At 63.3% G+C, this 20,720-nt stretch carries 19 protein-coding genes and 1 riboswitch; of the genes, 7 read left to right on the top strand and 12 right to left on the bottom strand.

Translation table 11 applies throughout. The annotated features are described in order from the left end of the window. Positions 1 to 20 precede the first annotated feature (20 nt). Positions 21 to 240, bottom strand: a riboswitch (cobalamin riboswitch). Positions 241 to 270: 30 nt separating this feature from the next. Further along, positions 271 to 870, bottom strand: a complete 600-nt coding sequence (locus DDE76_RS15120) for a hypothetical protein (RefSeq protein WP_104891863.1) — start codon at positions 868 to 870, stop codon at positions 271 to 273. 99 nt (positions 871 to 969) lie between these two features. Here DDE76_RS15120 and DDE76_RS15115 point away from each other — a divergent pair, with 99 nt between their 5' ends. Both DDE76_RS15115 and DDE76_RS15110 read left to right on the top strand, forming a co-directional pair. After that, positions 970 to 1,224, top strand: coding sequence for a DUF2164 domain-containing protein (locus DDE76_RS15115; RefSeq protein WP_104891864.1), 255 nt, complete (start codon positions 970 to 972; stop codon positions 1,222 to 1,224). 81 nt (positions 1,225 to 1,305) lie between these two features. Then, the gene (locus DDE76_RS15110) at positions 1,306 to 1,662 is read left to right on the top strand and encodes a DMT family protein (RefSeq protein WP_210200307.1); all 357 of its coding nucleotides are present in this window, start codon (positions 1,306 to 1,308) and stop codon (positions 1,660 to 1,662) included. Positions 1,663 to 1,745: 83 nt separating this feature from the next. Here DDE76_RS15110 and aztD read toward each other — a convergent pair whose 3' ends face one another. Beyond that, complete coding sequence (gene aztD, locus DDE76_RS15105; RefSeq protein WP_104891865.1) at positions 1,746 to 2,927, bottom strand: zinc metallochaperone AztD; 1,182 nt, start codon at positions 2,925 to 2,927, stop codon at positions 1,746 to 1,748. A 328-nt stretch (positions 2,928 to 3,255) separates the two neighbouring features. After that, positions 3,256 to 4,257 (bottom strand): zinc ABC transporter substrate-binding protein, encoded by a 1,002-nt coding sequence (locus DDE76_RS15100; protein ID WP_104891866.1) that lies wholly within the window; start codon positions 4,255 to 4,257, stop codon positions 3,256 to 3,258. Positions 4,258 to 4,451: 194 nt separating this feature from the next. Here DDE76_RS15100 and DDE76_RS15095 point away from each other — a divergent pair, with 194 nt between their 5' ends. Genes DDE76_RS15095 through DDE76_RS15085 form a run of 3 tightly spaced genes read left to right on the top strand, consistent with a single transcriptional unit; the run spans position 4,452 to position 6,481 of the window. Further along, complete coding sequence (locus DDE76_RS15095; RefSeq protein ID WP_104891867.1) at positions 4,452 to 5,270, top strand: ATP-binding cassette domain-containing protein; 819 nt, start codon at positions 4,452 to 4,454, stop codon at positions 5,268 to 5,270. Then, a complete protein-coding gene (locus tag DDE76_RS15090; protein WP_104894733.1) occupies positions 5,260 to 6,078 on the top strand; it encodes a metal ABC transporter permease in 819 nt (272 codons plus the stop codon). Before DDE76_RS15095 ends, DDE76_RS15090 begins: the two co-directional genes overlap by 11 nt. After that, positions 6,062 to 6,481 (top strand): Fur family transcriptional regulator, encoded by a 420-nt coding sequence (locus DDE76_RS15085; protein WP_425430640.1) that lies wholly within the window; start codon positions 6,062 to 6,064, stop codon positions 6,479 to 6,481. Before DDE76_RS15090 ends, DDE76_RS15085 begins: the two co-directional genes overlap by 17 nt. Positions 6,482 to 6,523: 42 nt before the next feature. On the opposite strand, the gene rsmD is transcribed toward DDE76_RS15085, so the two are convergent. The 7 genes from rsmD to DDE76_RS15050 form a co-directional block, all read right to left on the bottom strand. Next, positions 6,524 to 7,078: a 16S rRNA (guanine(966)-N(2))-methyltransferase RsmD gene (rsmD, locus tag DDE76_RS15080; RefSeq protein ID WP_104891868.1), complete on the bottom strand. Its 555-nt coding sequence runs from the start codon at positions 7,076 to 7,078 to the stop codon at positions 6,524 to 6,526. Positions 7,079 to 7,084: 6 nt separating this feature from the next. Continuing rightward, on the bottom strand, positions 7,085 to 8,803 hold the full coding sequence (locus DDE76_RS15075) for a pseudouridine synthase (RefSeq protein WP_245891971.1): 1,719 nt from the start codon (positions 8,801 to 8,803) through the stop codon (positions 7,085 to 7,087). 135 nt (positions 8,804 to 8,938) lie between these two features. Then, positions 8,939 to 9,637 (bottom strand): hypothetical protein, encoded by a 699-nt coding sequence (locus DDE76_RS15070; RefSeq protein ID WP_104891870.1) that lies wholly within the window; start codon positions 9,635 to 9,637, stop codon positions 8,939 to 8,941. An 87-nt stretch (positions 9,638 to 9,724) separates the two neighbouring features. After that, positions 9,725 to 10,261, bottom strand: coding sequence for a signal peptidase II (gene lspA / locus DDE76_RS15065; protein ID WP_245891969.1), 537 nt, complete (start codon positions 10,259 to 10,261; stop codon positions 9,725 to 9,727). 33 nt (positions 10,262 to 10,294) lie between these two features. Continuing rightward, the gene (gene ileS / locus DDE76_RS15060) at positions 10,295 to 13,279 is read right to left on the bottom strand and encodes an isoleucine--tRNA ligase (protein WP_104891871.1); all 2,985 of its coding nucleotides are present in this window, start codon (positions 13,277 to 13,279) and stop codon (positions 10,295 to 10,297) included. Between the two features lie 78 nt (positions 13,280 to 13,357). After that, entirely contained in the window at positions 13,358 to 14,257 is a 900-nt protein-coding gene (locus tag DDE76_RS15055; RefSeq protein ID WP_157955844.1) for a glycosyltransferase, read from the bottom strand. 284 nt (positions 14,258 to 14,541) lie between these two features. Then, positions 14,542 to 14,904 (bottom strand): hypothetical protein, encoded by a 363-nt coding sequence (locus DDE76_RS15050; protein WP_157955843.1) that lies wholly within the window; start codon positions 14,902 to 14,904, stop codon positions 14,542 to 14,544. Between the two features lie 225 nt (positions 14,905 to 15,129). Between DDE76_RS15050 and DDE76_RS15045 the strand changes: the two genes are divergently transcribed. Next, positions 15,130 to 16,203 (top strand): helix-turn-helix transcriptional regulator, encoded by a 1,074-nt coding sequence (locus DDE76_RS15045; RefSeq protein ID WP_104891874.1) that lies wholly within the window; start codon positions 15,130 to 15,132, stop codon positions 16,201 to 16,203. Here DDE76_RS15045 and DDE76_RS15040 read toward each other — a convergent pair. After that, the gene (locus tag DDE76_RS15040; RefSeq protein WP_245891967.1) at positions 16,200 to 17,189 is read right to left on the bottom strand and encodes a bifunctional riboflavin kinase/FAD synthetase; all 990 of its coding nucleotides are present in this window, start codon (positions 17,187 to 17,189) and stop codon (positions 16,200 to 16,202) included. The two genes, DDE76_RS15045 and DDE76_RS15040, sit on opposite strands and share 4 nt — an antisense overlap. Beyond that, entirely contained in the window at positions 17,183 to 18,049 is an 867-nt protein-coding gene (locus DDE76_RS15035; RefSeq protein ID WP_104891875.1) for a TIGR01459 family HAD-type hydrolase, read from the bottom strand. The genes DDE76_RS15040 and DDE76_RS15035 overlap by 7 nt, the downstream gene beginning before the upstream one ends. A 225-nt stretch (positions 18,050 to 18,274) precedes the next feature. Here DDE76_RS15035 and DDE76_RS15030 point away from each other — a divergent pair, with 225 nt between their 5' ends. Next, the gene (locus tag DDE76_RS15030) at positions 18,275 to 20,719 is read left to right on the top strand and encodes a methyl-accepting chemotaxis protein (protein ID WP_158672371.1); all 2,445 of its coding nucleotides are present in this window, start codon (positions 18,275 to 18,277) and stop codon (positions 20,717 to 20,719) included. The last annotated feature ends 1 nt before the right edge of the window (position 20,720 follow it).

The following is a 20,720-nucleotide window of genomic DNA, read 5'->3' as shown; positions in this document are numbered from 1 at the left end:
TCTGTCCCACCGACAGTCGAGTATGCGATCAGAGGCTGGCAGGTCTCCTGGCTCGCGGGTCAATGTGCCGCTCCACCTTCCCAATCTCCCAATGGAGATCAGTGGCGTATAGGAGGGCACTCGCCGCTTACAGTTGCGGGGGCAGCCACGGATTTGGTCCCTGATGGGTACGCCGCACCGTGTTCCCTTTTGATCCCGTTGCGCCTTTGCGCGCGGGGAACCAACCTGAAACCAGTGTTAGGCGCAGCCAGGCCACCGGTCAATGGCGGCTTATTCGCGATAGTCGGGATGGGGGTAGCTGACAAAGACCTGATCCACGCGGGCATTGACCTGTTCAAGCAGGGGGTTGTTCGATTGCACCGGTCGGTCGCCGATGATTTCGTCCGCATCGAGCCCTTCTGGATAGTATTCGGGGCTGAAGGTCACGCCGACCGCGCAGCCGCCTGGCAGATCAGACAACGCACCCTTGTCAAAACCGGCATGACCGCCATAGTCCCAGCCGAACCCACTCAGGGTGAAGGGTGCGCCATTGAGCGCTTCGACCTGAGCGACGCTCATGCCATAGCGCACGCCACCGGGACCACTCATTTTGGCCGGCAGTTCGACATAGCTGAGATCGGTTCGCGCCTGCTCGTCCCACCAGACAAATTGCAGCCGCCGCTTGGCGCTGTCTGGGTAGACCTCGGTGGCAAGCATTTCGGTGCCCTCCGGGCCGGGCACAATGCCGGTGCGCACATTGTCGGCACCGTAGATCTCGATCAGCCGGGCTTCGGAGGAATCAATGGCAAAGGCGCCTTCGCAGGCAATCTCGACAGCAGCAACCGGGCTGGTCATCAGCAGCAGAGGCAAGAGGCAGAGGCGCAGTGTCATGGTGTGGTTTCCTCCATTGGCGCCAGATTGGCGCAAGCAGACGTCCACAACAAGAAGCGACTCGCTTAATGAACGGGCTATGAAGCAAGGAGCCAGGCCATGAAACCGATTACCTTCAGCCGCGAGGAAACCAAGGCCATAGTCGGGGAGATCCAGGACTATTTCCGCGAGGAGCTGGACCAGTCGATCGGCGCCATTCCGGCGGAACTGCTGATGCAGTTCTTCGCCGAGAAGATGGGCGCCTATTTCTACAATCGCGGCCTTTATGACGCGCAGGCGCTGGTCAGGAAAAAGATCGACGATGTCAGCGACGAAATCTTCTCGCTCGAGCAGGTGACCAAACACGCGCGCTGATTGCGCTTGCCAGCGGTGGAGCGGTTGATCAGATGGCTTTCGGCCCGGCCATGGGCCGATTCGCCCTCATATGGTGACCAATTGGGTTTCAACCTTGCTACGCTGGCCCCGATCGGGCTGCTGATCGCCTCCAACCTATTCATGACTTTCGCCTGGTATGGCCATCTGAAGTTTCCCGGCGCGGCTCTCTGGGTGGTGGTGCTGGTGAGCTGGGGGATCGCCTTTTTCGAATATTGGCTGGCCGTGCCCGCCAACCGGATTGGCTATGGGGTCTATTCAGGGGCCGAGCTCAAGACCATCCAGGAGGTCATCTCCCTTTCGGTGTTTGCACTCTTTGCAGTGCTTTATCTGGGCGAGAAATTTACCTGGAACCACGGCATCGGCTTTGCGCTGATCGGGCTGGGCGCCTTCTTCATCTTCAAGGGACCGCTGAAGTAGGTAAAAGGGCGAGAGGAGCGTGTCCCCTCACCCGGATTGCCGTGTCATCCAACCTCTCTGCCAGCAAGAGGGGTACAGGATGCCTAGTGGACGGTGCCGGAGCCGCCGACGGCGACGATGGTATAGGGCAGCCCCTCCACGCTGAGCGCGCGGGTGATTTCGAAGCTTTGGGCATCGACCAGATGCACCTTTCCGGCCAACGGGTCGGTGACGGCGATGACGTCGCCGGCAACAGTCAGGCGGGGCCGCGGCAGGCTCCATTCGCCATCCATGGAATAGGGCTCGGTGATGGTCACGGACCTCGTGATCTCGCCCTTGAGCACGTCGAGCTGACGGAGCTGGCCATCTTCAGTGAAGATGTAAGCGAATTTGGGCCGGACCGGATCGGTGACGAAATGCACGCGGCGGGTGGGGAGGTCGATCAGGCGGTAGGGCTCGGCTTCGGTGGGATCGATGATGACCAGCTTGTCGGCGCCGTAATTGCCGAGGAAATATTGCAGCCCCTGCCCGCCGATCAACGTGGTCACCTTGCCATCGGGCAGGCCCGCATAGTCGAGCTTTTCGATTGTAGGCGTATCCGAGCCGGAGACGAGCAGCAGGCCATCGCCGCAGCCGACCATGGCGAGGTTGCCCGAACTCGCCTCGCCATGCAGATCCGGGCACGGATAGGTTTCACCCACCTGATCGCCATTCGCGTCGAGCACGTTGAGGCCGAGGCGGGGCTTTTTCTCGTTATCGGCATCGGCGGTCGAGACCAGCGTATAGTCGCCCCAGGGGATAGCCACGCCGTGATGAGCGGTGCCGCTGTCGAGCTCGGTTGTCGCGAGCTCGCCGTCATGTGCCCAGTCGTGTGCGGTGAACAGGCTTACCAGCCCCGAGCCGTCGAAGAACATGGCGACCTTGCCGTCGTGCTCGACGAAATGGGCGGGCTTTTCGCCGGTGAGTACAGGCTCGATCAGGGATGGCGCGGTGATCTCGATATCGCCGTGGTCGCCGTGGTCGTCCACGGCAATGCCTGCATCGATGGCCGAAACCTGATTTGCGGCGCCCTGCACCGCAAAGACCACGCCATCGGTGGTGTAGAGGCTGGCCGGGCTGGCCAGCGGGAAGGTGGCAATTGCTGCGCCGGTTTCGAGGTCCAGCGCCGTCACCTCTGGCGCAGTGTGATCGCCGATGAACAGGCGCCAGGCGCTGGTTTCATCAGCAAGGGCGGGGACACTGAGCGCCGTGGCGGCCAGCAGGGCCAGGGGGAGGGTCTTGTGCATATCAAACTCCGATATGTTAGCACATTACATCGCGGGAGGCGCGAATGGGTGAGGTCAGGGGTGTGGAAGTCTGGGGGATTGGCAGGTGGTAGGATGAGAGGTGGAGGACTGGAGGGGGGGAGAAGTTGGCTGACGGGCTGTGGGTGCCGGACTAGCGCGTGCGGGCCGGGAGGACAGAGGAGCGGCGGATTTTCGGGCGATTCACCGTGCGAGAAATGGCGGCACCGAATGAAGCACCGGCCCGAGCTCCTGACACGCTCGGGATGGGCCCCGGCCTGCGCCGGGGAGACATTGATCTTGACCAGGATATTCGGTCAGCCCGCGACCTTTACCCCAGGCACTCGACCAGCCCATTGGCCAGGCCCCGCAAGAGCTCGGGATAGAGGTCGGGCCCTTCGGTCAGGGCACTGCCCTCGGGATCCAACGTGCCCGCCTGGGCAGTGGTGCCTTCAACGATGGTGCGGACAATGGCAGGTTCGAAATTGGGTTCGGCAAAGACGCAGGTGGCGCCCAGCTCAACCACCTTGGCCCGCAATTCGTCGATGCGCGCGGCGCCGGGCATGGCTTCGGGCGAGACCGTGACTGTGCCGGCGACCGTGAGGCCGAAGCGGTTTTCGAAATACTGGTAGGCGTCGTGGAACACGATGAAGGGTTTATCGGCAACCGGCGCCAGGGTGGCCGTCAGTTCGGCGGAGAGGGCGTCCAGCCGGGCCGCTTCGGCTTCGGCATTGGCGGCGTAGGCGGCGGCATTGTCGGGATCGGCGGCGGACAGCGTCTGGGCAATATGGGCGACCATCAGCTTGGCGTTTTCGGGGTCAAGCCAGAAATGCATGTCGCTCTCGTCATGAGCATGGTCATGTCCCTCGTGATCGTCATCCTCGTGCTCTCCATGGCCATGTTCATCGGCATGATCATGACCGTCCTCCTCATGGTCGTGCTCGTGGTCGTCCCCCTCATGCATATGCGCCTCAAAGGCTCCGCCTTCCCGGACAGGCAGCAGTTCTATTCCTGGGGCTTCGGCGAGCTCGACCACCTTGGCATTGGTGGACAAGGTCTCGAGTGCGTCAGCCAGGAAGAGCTCCATGCCATGCCCAGTCCAGAAGACAATATTGGCTGCCTCAAGGGCCGCGGCATCGGAGGGACGGAGCGAATAAGTGTGCGGGGAGGCAGCGCCTTTGACGATGAGAGCGGGCGTTCCAACATCACCCATGACGGCGGAAACGAGCGAGTGGACAGGCTTGGTGGACGCCACGACAGCGGGGGCAGCAATTGCCGTGCCGGTCAGCAGCAGGGTTGCGAAGGTGGCGAGAGGGAGGGTGAATTTTGTCATGTCTGGCCTCTTGGCAACGGAAGGGTCGAGAGCGATATGTTATGTTATTACGCTTGCAGCAGTGTTATGCTATAACGTATTGATTGGCGTCAAGACGGGTTGCTGGGCTTTTTTTGGTCGCGTATGCGAAGGGGCCACCAACCCCCAACGACCTCCCCCGAAGAAGGGGGAGGGGCGAAGGAAACCTGAATTTCATGCATGACTATCGGCAGAGAGAACCCCTGATCACGCTTGCCGGCGCCGGCGTGCGCAGTGGCGGTCGGGTATTGGTGGAAGGCGTGGACCTGTCGATTTCACGTGGCGAGATCGTCACCCTGATCGGGCCGAACGGATCGGGCAAATCGACAACAGCCAAGATGGTGACCGGTGTTTTGCGACCGAGCATGGGCACCGTGACCCGCAAGCCGGGCCTGACCATCGGCTATGTGCCGCAGAAGCTGGCCATTGACTGGACACTGCCACTGACCGTTGAACGGCTGATGACACTGACGGGACGGTTCTCATCCGCCGAGATTGGAGAAGCCCTTGAGGCGGTCGGGGCAGCACACCTGCGCAAAGCGGCCGTGCAGGAACTGTCGGGGGGTGAGTTCCAGCGCGTGCTGTTCGCTCGTGCCATGATCCGCAAGCCGGACCTTTTGGTGCTGGACGAGCCGGTGCAGGGGGTCGACTTCTCCGGCGAAGTGGCCCTCTACCAATTGATCCGGCAGATCCGCGACAAGACGCAAGCGGGCATATTGATGATTTCGCATGACCTGCATGTGGTGATGGCCGAAACGGATACTGTCATCTGCCTCAATGGCCATGTCTGCTGCCGGGGCACGCCCAATGCGGTCAAGACCAGCCCGGAATATCTGCGGCTGTTCGGCGACCGGGCGGGTTCGGCCCTGGCGATCTATGAGCATCATCACGACCATGAGCACCACGAGGATGGTTGTGTGGTCGGGGCGCATGGGGAGCATGAGCATTCCCACGGCCATCAGCATCAGCATGGGGAGCACGGCCATGTTCGGTGATTTCTTCTCACGCGCTCTGGTTGCCGGGGTGGGCCTTGCCGCCGTGACCGGCCCGTTGGGCTGCTTTGTTGTCTGGCGCCGCATGGCCTATTTCGGCGACACCATGGCGCATTCGGCACTGCTGGGCGTCGCCCTGTCGATCCTGCTGTCCGTCAATGTGACGCTGGGCGTCTTTGCCGTTGCGGCGCTGGTGGCGGGAGCGCTGTTGCTGCTGCAAAAGCAGAACACGCTTTCGACCGATGCCCTATTGGGGATTCTCAGCCATTCGAGCCTGGCTGTCGGGCTGGTGATTGTCGGCTTCCTGACCCAGGTGCGGATCGACCTGATGGGGTTCCTGTTCGGCGATATCCTGGCCGTCTCGGTGGAGGATATTGCAATCATCTATGGCGGGGGTATCGCCATTCTCGCCATCCTGGTGCTGAACTGGCGGCCGCTGCTGGCGGCAACGGTCAGTCCGGAACTGGCCGAGGCCGAGGGCTTGCGCCCGGAAGTCAGCCGCATCATCCTGATGCTGCTGATGGCCAGTGTGATCGCCATTGCCATGAAGCTGGTCGGGGTTCTGCTGATCACGTCCCTTCTGATCATTCCAGCGGCCACGGCACGGCGCCTGAGTGCCACGCCGGAGATGATGGCCGCAGTCGCGGCGGTGCTGGGCGGGCTTTCCGTGGTCGGCGGCTTGTTCGGGTCGCGGACCTGGGATACCGCTTCTGGACCATCCATCGTGGTGATGGCGCTGGCGCTGTTCTTACTGTCGCTGGTGGTGCCCACGGCGCGGCTGTTTGGCAGGAGTGATCACTATGGCACATGACCATGTCATGCCCACGGACCTGACCCGGAACCAGGAACTGGTGCTGGGCACGCTGAACCACGCCCCGGCTCCGCTCTCGGCCTATGACATTCTCGACCTGCTGCGCAGTGAAGGCCTGCGCGCGCCATTGCAGGTCTATCGGGCGCTGGACAAGCTGGTGGAACGCGGCCTGGCGCATCGGCTGGAATCGCTCAATGCCTTCGTGGCCTGCGCAGACGAGCATTGTCATCGCAAAGGGCTGATCGCCTTTGCCATTTGCGAAGGTTGCGGCAAGGTGGATGAATTCGCCGATGCGGTGATCGAAGAGCGGCTGGGCAAATGGGCAGGCGCGACCGGTTTCAAGGTCGAGCGGACAACCATGGAAATTCGCGGCAAGTGCGCGGAATGCCTGAAGGCGGCCTGAAGCACGGGCCGCCGCTTTTCTCTTCAGGCCGCATTGCAGCCGTTAGCTGAATGTCAGAAACCGCACGGCGGCCGCGCCATACTCACGGGTATCTTCGAGTTCAAAGCCCGACGGAATAGTCACCTCGGCACTGGCAGCCTCTTCCCAGACGATGGTGGCACCGGGCGCGATCCAGCCATTGGCGGCGAGTTCGGCGAGGGCCTTTTCACCCAGACCCTGCCCATAGGGTGGATCGAGAAAAATCAGGTCGAACTCGCCAAAGGTGCCCGGCGCGCCAAGCGCGGTAGCATCGCGGCGCAGCAGCTTGGTGATGGCTGCGACACCAAAGGCCTGGATGTGATCGCGAATGAGGCCGCGCGCCTCGGCCCCCGTATCGACAAAGGTAACATGGGCCGCACCGCGTGAGAGCGCTTCGAGGCCCAATGCCCCCGTACCGGCAAACAGATCGAGCACGCGCTTGCCCTCGAACACCGGCCCAAGCCGGGACCCGAGAATATTGAACATCGACTCGCGCGCCCGGTCCGAGGTGGGGCGGATGCTGTCATCTGAGGGCGAGGACAATTGCTTGCCGCGAAATTTGCCGGCGACGATGCGCATGATCGGCTAGCCCCTCGGCTTACGCGGGCCACTGGAGGGGCGCCCGCCTGTGGGCCGTCCGCCAGTAGGACGCGGGCCACCGGGTTTGCCCGCAAAAGGCTTGGCACCGGGACGGCCACCCGCCGAACGGGCACCACCAGGTTTTCCGGCATAAGGCTTGGCCGCACCACCAGGCTTGCCGGCGAAGGGCTTGCGGTCACCGAAGGATTTGCTGCCCGGGCGAGTGTCGGCGCGCTGCGGGCGGTCACCATGGGGTCGTTCGCTGCGGACCGGCCGATCGCCCTGGGGGCGTTCGGTACGGGGACCATGGGCCGGCCTGTCACCGTAAGGCCGCTGCGGACGATCCCCATAATCACGCTTGGGACGATCATCGAAATTCCGTTCGGGACGCGGGCCACGGGCCGGACGTTCGCCCTGCGGACGGGCAGGCTTGCCGCCGAAATCGCGTTTCGGGCGGTCACCAAAGTCCTTCTTGGGGCGTTCGGAGAAACCGCCCCGAGCCGGCTTGTCGCCAAAGCTGCGCTTGGGCCGATCCTCAAAGCCACGGTCTGTTCGCGGACCGCGTGCGGGCCGGTCACCAAAGTCGCGTTTGGGGCGGTCCGCAAAGCCTCCGCGCGCCGGCTTGTCGCCATCACGGCGGGGCGGCCGGTCGCCAAAGGACTTGCGGCCCTCGGGGCGATCGGACCGCTCGGGGCGGCCAGCGGGTTTGCCGAAGCTGCGGGCGGGCTGTTCATCACGATCCCGACGCGAGCGGCCGTCACCCTTGGGCTCGAAGGCCTCAGGGGCGCGACCATCATCCTCGAAATGGATGCGACGCGGCCGCATTGGGCGACCTTCATCGCGATCCCGTACGCCGTCCCGACCTATAGCGGGACGTGGACGCAGCGGTTGCCGGTCACGCGGGGAACGAACCGGGCGTTCATCGCGGACCGGGGCGGTATCGGGCATCTCGCTCTCGAAATCGACGCCAGCCGACTCGGCCAGCTTCTTGCCGAGCTGATCGCGCAGCATGCGCGCCTTGACCATCTCGACGCCACCTTCGGCCAGATCACCGAGCTGGAATGGCCCATAGGAGATGCGGATCAGCCGGTTCACCTCAAGGCCGAGCGAACCCAGCACGTTCTTGACTTCGCGGTTCTTGCCTTCGCGCAGGCCCAGCACCATCCAGACATTGGAACCCTGCTCGCGCTCCAGCGTGGCGGTGATCGGGCCGTATTGCACGCCATCGACGGTGATGCCGTGCTTGAGGCTGTCGAGCTGGGTCTGGGTGACCGAGCCGAAGGCACGCACGCGGTAGCGGCGCAGCCAGCCGGTGGAGGGCAGCTCGAGCACGCGCTTGAGGCCGCCATCATTGGTGAGCAGCAGCAGGCCTTCGGTGTTTATATCGAGGCGGCCCACGGTCAGCACGCGGGGGAGCCCCATGCGGTCGAGTTCCTCGAAAATGGTGGGTCGGCCTTCAGGGTCCTTCTCGGTGACCACCAGGCCGGCCGGCTTGTTGTAGAGCCAGACGCGGGTGCCCTGGCGCGCGGCGAGCGGCAGGCCATCGACCTCGATCTTGTCGCGGCTGGTGACGTTGAAGGCTGGCGTCAGCACGGTCTTGCCGTTGACGGCCACGCGACCGTCGGCAATCCAGCCCTCGGCATCGCGGCGGGAGCAGAGACCGGCCCGGGCAATGACTTTTGCCAGACGGTCGGCAGATTCGGGTTGTTTGGGGGTGTCGCTCATTGGAGCACTTTCTGACATGCGGGACCCATGATGCCACAAGCGGGATCGCAGTGGCGGGCGGCGCGGTAAAATCGAAGACGCCCCGCCGGAAGGCGGGGCGCCGTTTTCGGTGTTAGGTCCTGGATCGAACCGGGGCTACTCGTTCCGACCAAGGGTATTGTTGATGTCCGTGCCGATCAGGCCCGAACTGGACACGCCCGGATTGGCTTCCTGCAGCGCCCGGCGCACATCGGCGGGGCAGCGATCATCCCGCAGGGAGACCAGTTCGCCCGAGGCGGTGCGGCAGACCAGTTGCGAATCGCCAACGCGAGTAAAGTATTCGGCCGGTGGCAGGTAGAGCGGGCGCTCATTATTGGCCGTGACAGCCATGTTGGCGGCCTGCATGCGTGCGGTGAGCTGGCGCGCTTCAACCTCGGTCAGCGGGCGGCCGCCCAGAGTGCGCATATCGACAACGCGGGCGTCACGCAGCAGGCGCAGGTCGGCCTCGCTGAGATTGGTGGTGTCGATCTGTACCGTGTCGCTGTCGGCAGGCAATTGCGCCGCGGCAACCTGGGTGCGGGGCGCCGGCAGATTGGCGTCGGATTTGGGCAGCACCAAAGGGGCACGTGCGGCGGTCAGATCTTCCTTTGGCGGGTCGCCCGGGATCAGGCCGACGCCGCGGGCGGTCGTGTTCATCACTTCCCGTTCGAACGTGCCGAAATCGGTCAGGGCATTGGTGCCTTCCACCGTCGTACAGGCCGCAAGTGCCAGGCTGGCCAGCAGCCCTAGAGCGGCAAGACCCGCGCGTGTGGCGGCAGAAATGGCAGCACCCTGCCCGGTCAATGCGATCCGCATGCAAATTCCCTTACGATATCGGCGGCCTCTATAGCGCATTCCCAGCCGTAAGACCAGATTCTGGCAGCACGGTGATGAATTTGCCGCTCAGTCCGATTTGGCCGGGCGGCGGCGGAACAGGCCCAGCAGATCGACAAAGAGCAGTATGACGCCCAGCGTGATGGCCACATCTGCCAGGTTGAAAATGTAGAATGACCAGCTTCCCCAATGAAAGTGGAAGAAATCGGCCACGGCCCCATAGATGAGGCGGTCGAGGGCGTTGGACAGGGCCCCGCCCACGCAAAGGGCCAAGCCAAGCCGCACCAGGAATTCGGTGCTGCGCCACCACCAGACCGAGAGCGCCACGATGGCAACAAGCATGATTGCGCCCAGCGCCCAGACCGGCAGGCCATCGAACAGGCCATAGGAAATGCCGGTATTCCAGACCAGAACATAGTCGAAGAACGGCGTGACGCTGAGCAATTCGCCGCCGCGCCAGCCGGTCAGCGTGATGGGCTCGAAGAAATAGGGGACGCTGACGCAGGCGGCCTGGCCGATGACGTAGCATTCGGCGGCGATGTGATAGGCCTTCTGCGCGCGGTCCAGCCCAAAGGCGATGATCGCCACCATGAGGGAGGCGATCACCGAGATGTCAAAGCGGCGCAAGGCGGCCAAAGGTCAAAGACCCGCGGCAGCGCGCTCGCGCAGCGCCTGGGCGTCGCGCGGCGAGACATCGGGATAGTCCGGGTCAGTGCCGACTTCGGGCAGCACCTTCCAGGAACGAGCGCAGCGCTTGCCCTCGGCCAGGGCCGGCATGACGGAGACGCCCGGCACGTCGTCGAGGCGGAAAGCCTCGCCAGGGCCTTCGTTCTGCTTGATTTCAACGGCCGAAGTGATGGCGATTTCGGCCAGATCCTGGCCTTCCAGCGCAACGATATAGCGGGCGTCGGCGATGAATACCTTTGGCGCGGCCTCCAGCGAGGAGCCAATGCGCTTTTCGCGACGCTCGATCTCGAGTGCGCCGGTGACGACACGGCGGACAGCACGGATGAGCTGCCACTTGGCCGCCAGCTCATTGTCCAGCCAGGTCTGCGGAATGTCGGGGAACTGACGCAGGTGGACCGAGGCACCCTCCTCCGGGTGCCGTTCAAGCCAACATTCTTCCATGGTGAAGACCAGGATCGGCGCAAGCCAGGCGGTGAGCGCGTTGAACAGGTGGTCGAGCACGGTCAGCGCCGAACGGCGCTTGATCGAGGAAATCGGATCGCAATAGAGCGTGTCCTTGCGGACATCGAAATAGAACGCCGACAGCTCGATATTCATGAAGTTGGTGAGCAGCGTCACCACCTTGCGATAGTCATACTCGTTATAGGCCGCGCGGACGCCGGTATCGAGCTGGGCCAGGCGATGCAGCATCAGCCGCTCAAGCTCGGGCATGTCCTTGGGGTCGACGACGTCGTCTTTCTGGAAATGGGCCAGATTGCCGAGCAGCCAGCGCAGGGAGTTCCTCAGCTTGCGATAGCTGTCGACCGTGGTCTGGATGATCTCCTTGCCCAGGCGCAGATCTTCCGAATAGTCGGACGAGGCGACCCAGAGCCGGAGGATATCGGCGCCAAACTGCTTGATGATGTCCTGCGGGGCAACGGTATTGCCCAGCGACTTGCTCATCTTGCGGCCTTCCCCATCCATGGTGAACCCATGGGTGAGGACGCTGTCATAGGGCGCGTGGCCATTGGTGGCGCAGCTTTCGAGCAGGGACGAATGGAACCAGCCGCGATGCTGGTCCGAGCCCTCGAGATACATCGAGGCCGGGAATTTCAGATGCGGCCATTTCTGCTTGTTGCGCAGCACGAAGGAGTGGGTCGAGCCCGAGTCGAACCAGACATCGAGCACATCGCGGACCATTTCATAGTCCTCGACCTTGTAGTCGGCACCAAGATAGCGCTCGGCAGCGCCGGGCTTGTACCAGGCGTCGGCACCCTCTTCCTCGAAGGACTGGGCGATGCGGTGATTGACCATTTCGTCGCGGAGGATTTCGCCGCTCTGCTTGTGCACGAAAACCGTGATCGGCACGCCCCAGGCGCGCTGGCGCGACAGCACCCAGTCGGGGCGATCGGCGATCATGGCGCGCAGACGGTTCTGTCCGGTAGCGGGATAGAACTTGGTTGCGTCGATGGCGTTGAGGGCGCGGGCGCGCAGAGTGTCGCCTGCCTCCCCTTCAATGTCCTTGTCCATATAGACAAACCATTGCGGGGTATTGCGGAAGATCACCGGCTTCTTGGAGCGCCAGGAATGGGGATATTGGTGTTTTACGCGGCCGCGGGCGATGATGTTGCCGTGCTCTGCGAGGGCCGTGATGACGCGCTGGTTGGCGTCGCCCTTTTTGCCGTTGTCGTCGATGACGCGCGCGCCATCGAAGCCCGGCGCGTCCTTGGTGTAGAAGCCGCCATCGTCGACGCAATAGGGGATGGAAGGGTCAATGCCGCGCTCCTTGAGCAGGCGGGTCGACTCCATCCAGATGCCAAAGTCGTCGAGGCCATGGCCCGGCGCGGTGTGCACGAAGCCGGTACCGGCATCATCGGTGACATGCTCGCCGTCGAGCAGGGGCACGTCGAAATTGTAGCCGCCAGCGAAACTGCGCAGGGGATGGGCTGCCGTGATCGAAGCGAGTTCCTCAGCCGTGACGGTTGCGCGCTTTTCGAAGCCGGCAACCTTGGCCTTGGCGAAGACCTCGGCGGCGAGCTTGTCGGCCAGGATCAGCTTGTCGCCGACCTTGGCCCAGTTCTCGGCAGGCGCCTCGGTAACCTCGTAGAGACCGTACTCGATCCGACTGGAGAAGGAGATGGCCCGGTTGGCCGGGATGGTCCACGGAGTAGTAGTCCAGATCACGACCGACGCTGCCGAAAGTAGCGGACGAAGGGCGTCTTTCGCCTCGATGCTCTGTTTGTCGTCGGGATTGAATCCAAGATCATATGAGACAACCGGGAACTTAACCCAGATGGTGTCGCTCTCGTGGTCGGCATATTCGATTTCGGCTTCGGCGAGCGCGGTGCGCTCGACCACCGACCACATGACGGGTTTGGAGCCGCGATAGAGCTGGCCGGTCATCGAGACCTTCATCAGCTCGCGGGCGATCTGGGCTTCGGCGTCGAAGCTCATGGTGAGATAGGGATTGTCCCACTCCCCCAGGATGCCGAGGCGCTTGAATTCCTCGCGCTGGATATCGACCCACTGCTCGGCAAAGGTACGGCATTCCTGGCGGAATTCGACCACCGGAACCTCGTTCTTGTCCTTGCCCTTGGCGCGGTACTGCTCCTCGATCTTCCATTCGATGGGCAGGCCGTGACAATCCCAGCCCGGCACATAAGCCGAGTTGAACCCCGCCATCTGCTTGGAGCGGGAGATCATGTCCTTGAGCGTCTTGTTCAGCGCATGGCCGATATGGATGTTGCCATTGGCGTATGGGGGGCCGTCATGCAGGGTGAAGAGCGGCCGGTCCTTGGCCTGTTCGCGCTGCAGGGCGTAAATATCCATGTCTTCCCAGCGCTTGAGCCATTCGGGCTCGCGCTGAGGCAGGCCAGCGCGCATCGGGAAATTGGTTTCCGGCAGGAAGAGCGTGGCCGAATAGTCTTTTTCGGTCGCGCTGGGAGCGGTGTCGTTCATGGATCGGCAATCGGGGTTGGAAGAATTGCGCGCCTTTTAGCAAGGCATGGCGCATGGGGCAAAGGCTGATTTGCCCGATCAGTCGAGGAGCGGCCCGACGCGGTCGCGCACCAGCCGCGCGATATCCCCGAAGAGGTCAGGGTAGAGGCTTGCCGCAAGGGCCTGGCTGCGCGCGGCACGATCCGGATCAAAGTACAGTTCTCGGGTCAATGCGATAATCTGCCCGGCGTCCCAGGATCGATAGGGCACGATTTCCGCTACCCCAAGATCAAAGGCGCGCCGGGCGTGATAAAGATGTTCGAGGTGCTGGGGCAGTGTGAGCTGCGGAATACCCAGGCCCAGTCCCATGCACAATGAGCCATGCTGGCCGGCATTGAGCATCAAGCGACTGCGCGCAGCGATCTGGTCCACCGGCACGGGCGCGAGCTCCACCATGACGCCTGCCTGGACAAGCCGGTCCAGCAATTGCGCGTCTGCACCCGGCAGATAGGCGCGGACCGGCAGGTCAAGTCCGCACAGGCCTCGACCAGGGGGGGCATAGGCGGTTTCCGCCGTCGAGAAATAGACAAAGATCTCGTCACCAGAACCAGTGCCACGCGGTACTGCTTCGTTGAGTGGCGGGAGCAAGGGGGACGCTCGCAATCCGTCATAGGGATCAAGCTGCCGAATGGTGCGCGGCATGGAGACAGACGCCCGGTAGATGTCGGAGAAAGCCCCCAGAGGTTCGAGATTGAAGGGCGCCAGAATGGCATTGGTGTTGGCCAAAAGGGCCGCCTCGTCATGCACAAGAGTGGTGTATTCCGGCAGCAGGATGGGGAATGATGTCATGCCCGGCGGCGGGGCAGAATAGCCGGTTCCCACGCAGACCGAGGGAATACCAAACGCCCTGGCGGCGAGCATGGAAACGGGTGCGAAGTCGGCGATAACGAGATCGATACGCCGGGAGCGCAGGACCTCTATCCACCAGTCGAATTGCACCTGCAGCCGCTCGGGAAAAGCAAAAAACCAGATCGCCGAGAAAGTCGGCCCAGCTCGCTGTCCGCGGCCAGCCCAGGGCCTTGCGGGGGGCAGCATGCAGGTAGAGCCCGGCCGAGGGATAGACCGCCCCGCACACAGCCGACAGCTCTGCCGCATGGTCCATGCGGCAGAGTGCGGCTTCGTAGTGAGGCTGCGGGCCGAGGGCCTCCGCCATGACCCTGAGGGTCACGACATGGCCCCGGCCGGCGCCGCCCTCCCAGGCGAGCAAGATCCGCTTGGCCATGTCAGTTCGGGTAGAAGCAGCCTCCGCAGGGATTGACGCTGCCACCGGGGCACGGATCTTCCACTTCTTCCTCCTCCTCGGTCACTTCCGGCGCAGGCGGCGGCGGTGGCGGCGGGGGCACAACCCCAGGCCCACCGCTGATGCTCTGCGAAAGTGAGGCCGGCGAGGATTGCGGGCCGGGATTGCAGACCGCCACATGCTCGACCGGGTCGGTCAGCATCAATATGGCGCAATTGATCTGAAAGCGGACTTCATCTTCGACCGCGGGATCGAAGGCAGAGGTGGGCAAAGCCGTACCCATGAGAAGCAGGGCCGCGGCAACGCCGACCGCACTGGGCCGTCTGGGGTTATTCCTTGTTGGCATGGTCGTTCCTTCACGCTGACACTCGACGGGAAGCCAAACCGGCTCCACACAACAAAAATCAGCTCCACCGTCCCGAGCGGACATTGCACCCTGCGTGCGAGGCGCACGCCTCTGCCGAGCCCGGCTTAACTATTTGTTGACCATTTCACACTAGGGCGCGCAAATATCTGCTACATCGGACAGGTGTTCTACGACAAAGAACATGATTAACAGCAGGGTGCGCGCATGGATTTACATGAGCGACTACGCGATAATCTGCAGGCCACGACAGTGTCGAACGCGGCATGGCCGGAGTTCCTGCTGAAACTATCGGACCTGTTGGGCGCCAGTGAAGCGGTTCTCGGTGGCGGGGACCGCAGCGGGGCCAATGAGTTCTTTGCACCGCGCACCGATCCGGACTTCGTGACCCGGTATCGCGAAATATTCCACCAGCAGAACGCCGTCATGCGGGCCGTGGCGCGCCAAGGCGCGGGCGCGATCACGCTGACGGACACCTTGCCCGAGATCGACGATTTCCGGCGCAGTGATTTCTACAATCTCTGGTGCGTGCCACAGAAGTTCAACTATGGCCTCGCGCTCAACCTGGCCAGCAGCACGGGATGGTTTGGTTCGCTGGTCATCAATACCAGCAGCCAGGTGACCACGACCCAGATCGAGCAGTTGCACGCCATTGCCCCCGATGTGCAACGCGCGGTTGAGCGCTGGAAATGGCTCGAACAGTTGCAGCTAGCCAATCGCATGACGCTCAATACACTCGACATGGCCGGCCAGGGCGCCCTGCTGCTGAGCCAATCCGGGCGCGTGCTGGACTGCAATGGCATGGCCCAATCCATGTTGACCGATGGGCGATTGCTGCTCCGTGACGGGCAGATCGGCTGTGCCGATACGGCCAGCCACCAGGCGCTGGTGCGGCTCATCGCCCATTGCCTGGCACACCCTGACAAGGGCGGTGGCCGCGTGCAGATATCGGGACGAGACGGGGCCTTGCTGGTGCAATGCGCGCCGTTTTCGGCTGACATGCACTATGCCGCGCCACAGCGTCCGTCCGCGATATTGATGATTACCGACCCAACCCAGCGGATGCGCCAGCGCCTGCGCGAGCTAACCCAGCGTTTCGGCCTGACCCGGGCCGAAATCGAACTGGCGCTGGCCGTGGTGGAAACCGGCAGCCGCAAGGCGGCCGCCGAGGCGCGTGGAGTATCGGATGCGACGGCGCGCGCGCAGCTCACCAGCATATTCGACAAGACCGGGGTGCGCCGGCAGACCGAACTGGTGCGCCTCTTGATGTATGATGGCTAGGCGAAAAAGCCCAGCCTTGCATCGACCGGGCTGACCGGCGTGGCATTGGCAAGCAGGTCACGCGCCTTGCTGGCATCACGATCCATAGCCGCCATGAGCGCGTCGAGCCCGGAAAAGACCTCCTGCCCGCGAATGTGTTCGACCAGGGCGACAGCCAGGGTCTGCCCGTAAATATCCTCGTCGAAGTCGAACAGATGCGTCTCGAAGGGCGGCAATTGATTGTCGAACATGGGCTTGCCATAGGCCGCCACGCCGTCGAGCAGGCGATCGCCCAGCCGCGCCCGGACGGCATAGACGCCCTGGGCGAGCTGGAACCCGGTCGGGGTCATGGTGTTGGCGGTGGGAAAGCCCAGCTCCCTGCCCCGCTGGTCACCCTTGACCACGCAGCCTTCGAAGAACCAGTGATAACCCAGAAGCCGATTGGCGGCGGTTACGGCCCCCTCAGACAGCGCCGCCCGAATGCGCGAGGACGAAATGGGTTCGTTGCTCTCGTCCATCAGGTCCAGAATTTCGACATCAAAGCCCAAGCGCTCCCCGGCCGCCCGTAGAAAGGCCGGGGTGCCGCGGCGCTGGCGGCCGAAATGGAAGTCGGCGCCAACGATCACGCTGCGCACGCCGAGCTGTTCCACCAGCATGGTTTCGACAAACACCTCTGCCTCGTTCTGCGAAAAGGCCTTGTCGAAAGGCAGGATGATGATGCCGTCGAGCCCCATGGCCTGGGCCAGGCGCGCCTTGGCGTCGCCCTGGGTCAAACGGAACATGAAGGGCGCTGGCGCAAACACATCGCGCGGATGTGGCTCGAAGGTCAGCATCAGGGCCGGGACGCCGGCTGCTTCGGCGCGGGTGCGCAAGGCTGCCACGATGGATTGATGACCACGATGCAGGCCGTCAAAATTGCCGATCGCCACACAGGCGCCGCGCAGGCTATCTGGCAGATCGGCGAGGCTGGACAGGCGCATGAAGCCGGACACTTCAGTCCTCACCATGCCAGACGCGGCAGATAGCCGGCGACGCGGGCGCGACTGGGCGCAATCAAGTCGGCGATGGCCTGCGGATCGGGCTTGCCGAAGGCGTCGAGCTCGGCGGCGTGGATGGACCCTGTGATGAACAGCAGATCAATATCGAACTGGGCCGCGCCGGCCGCATCGGTGCGCACGCTGTCGCCAATGGCCAGCACGCGGGATTTGTCCAGCGTGCCGCCGGCGGCCTTTTCGGCCAGGGCAAAGGCCTGTTCATAGATCGGCGGATAGGGCTTGCCGGCCATGTGCACCATGCCGCCCATGGCCGAATAGAGGTCGCCCAGCGCGCCGCCGCAATAAATGATCTTGTCGCCATGTTCGACCACACGATCGGGATTGGCGCAGATCATGGGCAGCCTGCGGCTGAGCCAGAGCTTGGCCCGCTCGCGATACATTTCGGGCGTGTCGTCATCGGTGTCGAGATCGGTCACCACGACGACCTCTGCCTCCTCAGCGCCGGTGCGGCGCAGGTCGAGCCCTTCATAGAGTGCGTCGTCCTCAGTCGGCGGGCCGACGTGATGGATGGCCTTGCCGCGATATTTCTCGATCATGGCGCGGGTCGAATCGCCCGAAGAAACAATGGCGTCATAGGCGTCGCGCGGTACGCCCAGACGATCGAGCATGGCGACAATCGGCGCGGAGGGACGCGGCGCATTGGTGATCAATACCGCCCGGCCCCCGGCTCGACGGAAGGCCCGCAGCGCCTCGACGGCCTCGGGAAAGGCCGAGACCCCGTTATGGATCACACCCCAGACATCACTGAGCACGGCGTCATAGCGGCCGGAGAGTTCGGAGAGGCCGGAAATGGTTGGCAGGGGCGCAGTCATGGGTTGCCTTGGCTGGTGTGGCACATGGGGTCCTATGTGGCAGTTTGCGGCGCAGGATCAAGCAAAAAGCAGATATGGCAGCACTGTGACAGACGCAGACTCGCTTCGTTAACCACTGATTTTCTATGATTTGCCAACGATCTGGGCGCGGAGGGAGGGGCCGCAACCGGGAAATCTCATTCGATGCACGATACAGTCAGGTACGACCCTTCGATGTTCAGCAAAATGAAACTTTCGCTCCGACTGCCGATCCTGGTCATCGGCATTGCCGTGGCGACCGGCGCTGGCCTGGGCATTGCAGCCTATTTCAGCGGCGATGCCATCGTCACCGACCAGGCCGAGCAGCGCCTCAACTCGGCGGCAGACAATGCGACGGCTGCGCTGGACGCCTATCTTTCAGAGGTGCGGCAAGACCTGACACTGTTCGCCGGCCGCAAGGATGTGGCCGCAGCGATCTATTCGTTCACCGGTGCCGTGCACTCGCTCAAGAGCCAGGGCGAGCCGGCCGATCTGCTGCAAGACGCCTATGTGGCGAACAATCCGCATCCGCAAGGCGAGCGCCTGTTGCTCGACACTTCGGAAAAACTCTCGGTCTATGACCAGATCCACCGCGCCCAGCACAATGAATTCCGCAATCTGCTGCAGACGCGCGGCTACTACGATGTGTTCCTGTTCGACCTGAATGGCAACAATGTCTATTCGGTGCAGAAGGAAGCCGATTTCGGCACCAGCTTTGCCGAGGAGGGCGGCCCCTGGGCGGACTCAAATCTGGGCAAGGTGGTGCGCGCCGCCATGGTGGGTAATCCGGGTGATGTGTTCCTGACCGATTTTGCACCCTATGGCCCAAGCGACAACATACCGGCCAGTTTCATCGCCGCACCGGTTTATGACCAGGGCCTGCAGGCGGGCGTGCTGGCCTATCAGATGCCGATAGGGCGGATCAGCGAAGTGCTGGCCCGCACCAAGGGTCTGGGCGAGAGCGGGCATGTGTATCTGGTGGGCCAGGACGGGCTGGTGCGCAACGATCCGCCCGAGACCGAGGCTGATGAAGCCTTCAACCTGACGCTGGAGGGCCCTGTGGTTCTTGCCGCGCTGGAAGGCACGCCGGGGATCGGGACGCTATCCGATTTCAACGGGACCTCGCATGTCGCTGCGGCGCGCCCGCTCTCGTTCGGCGGATCGGACTGGGCCGTGGTGGCGCTGGAGAACACGGCGGAAATCCTGGCGCCGTCGGCGGGCCTGCGCAACACAATGATCCTGATCGGCGCGGTATTGTTGGCCCTTTCGGCAGGGTGCAGCGTGTTGATCGCGCGGACCATTACCCGCCCGGTTGCGAAGCTGACCACTGCGATGAGCGAGATTGCCGGCAATCATTTGGATGCCGACGTGCCGGGCCTGGAACGCGCGGACGAGCTGGGCGACATGGCCAAGGCGGTGGAAGTGTTCCGCCAGAACGGCCTGCGGATCGCCGAACTGCGTGCCAGTGAGGATAGCCTCAATGAGGAACGCGCCGACCAGGCCCTGCGCATGCAGGAACTGCAGGCCGATATCGACCGCGTGGTCGGCGCGGCCATTGAGGGCGATTTCACGCTTCGGGCAAATACCGACCTGTCCGACCCGGACCTCAAGCGGCTGGCGAGCAATGTCAACGAGCTGCTCGCAACGGTTGATCGCGGCATCGGGGAAACCGGCGAGGTCCTGGCGGCGCTGGCCAAGGCCGATCTCAGCCTGCGGGTGACCGGTACCTACAAGGGTGCCTTCGACAGGCTCAAGACCGATACCAATGGGGTGGCAGAGCAGTTGGGGGAGATCATCAGCCAGTTGCGCGACACCTCGGGCGCGCTCAAGACCGCAACGGGCGAAATCCTCTCGGGCGCGAACGATCTCTCCGAACGCACGACACGGCAGGCCGCTACCATTGAGGAAACATCGGCCACCATGGAGCAATTGCGCGATACCGTGGCGCAGAACGCCGTGGAGGCTGCCAATGCCAGCAAACAGGCCCGTATCGTGTCGACCGAAGCCGAGGCCAGCGGCACCGTGATGGGCCAGGCCAACAGCGCCATGGAGCGGATCACCCAGTCCTCGGCCAAGATATCCAACATTATCGGGCTGATCGACGACATCGCTTTCCAGACCAACCTGCTGGCGCTGAACGCCTCGGTAGAAGCCGCAAGGGCTGGCGAGGCGGGCAAGGGCTTTGCCGTGGTTGCCGTGGAAGTGCGGCGTCTGGCGCAGAGTGCCGCCGAAGCCTCTTCGGAGGTCAAGGTGCTGATCGAACAGAGCGCCAATGAAGTGCAGGGCGGATCGAAGCTGGTGGCCGAAGCGGCTGAGCGCCTGCTTGCCGTACAAAGCGGGATCAGTGCGAATGCGAGCTTGCTTGAGGGCATGGCGCGGGCCAGCCGCGAACAGGCTTCGGCTATTGAAGAGGTCAATGTCGCCGTGCGTCAGCTCGATGAAATGACCCAGCACAATGCGGCCCTGGTGGAAGAAACCAATGCCGCGATCGAACAGACCGAAGTCCAGGCGGCAGAACTGGACCGGGTGATCGGCATCTTCAGTCTGGGACGCAGCGGTGGCGAGCCAGGCGTTGTCGAAGAGCCTGCGCAAAGCGGGGCGCGACGGCTGCTGGGTGGGCTCAAGCGGGCCGTCGGCGGCTTCGGCCGCTAGA

Origin of the sequence: Devosia indica (assembly GCF_003056405.1) — a bacterium.
In the GTDB taxonomy this organism is placed as follows: Bacteria; Pseudomonadota; Alphaproteobacteria; order Rhizobiales; family Devosiaceae; genus Devosia; species Devosia indica.
Note: the sequence above shows the minus strand (reverse complement) of the source record. Positions and strands in the feature narration are given on the sequence as shown.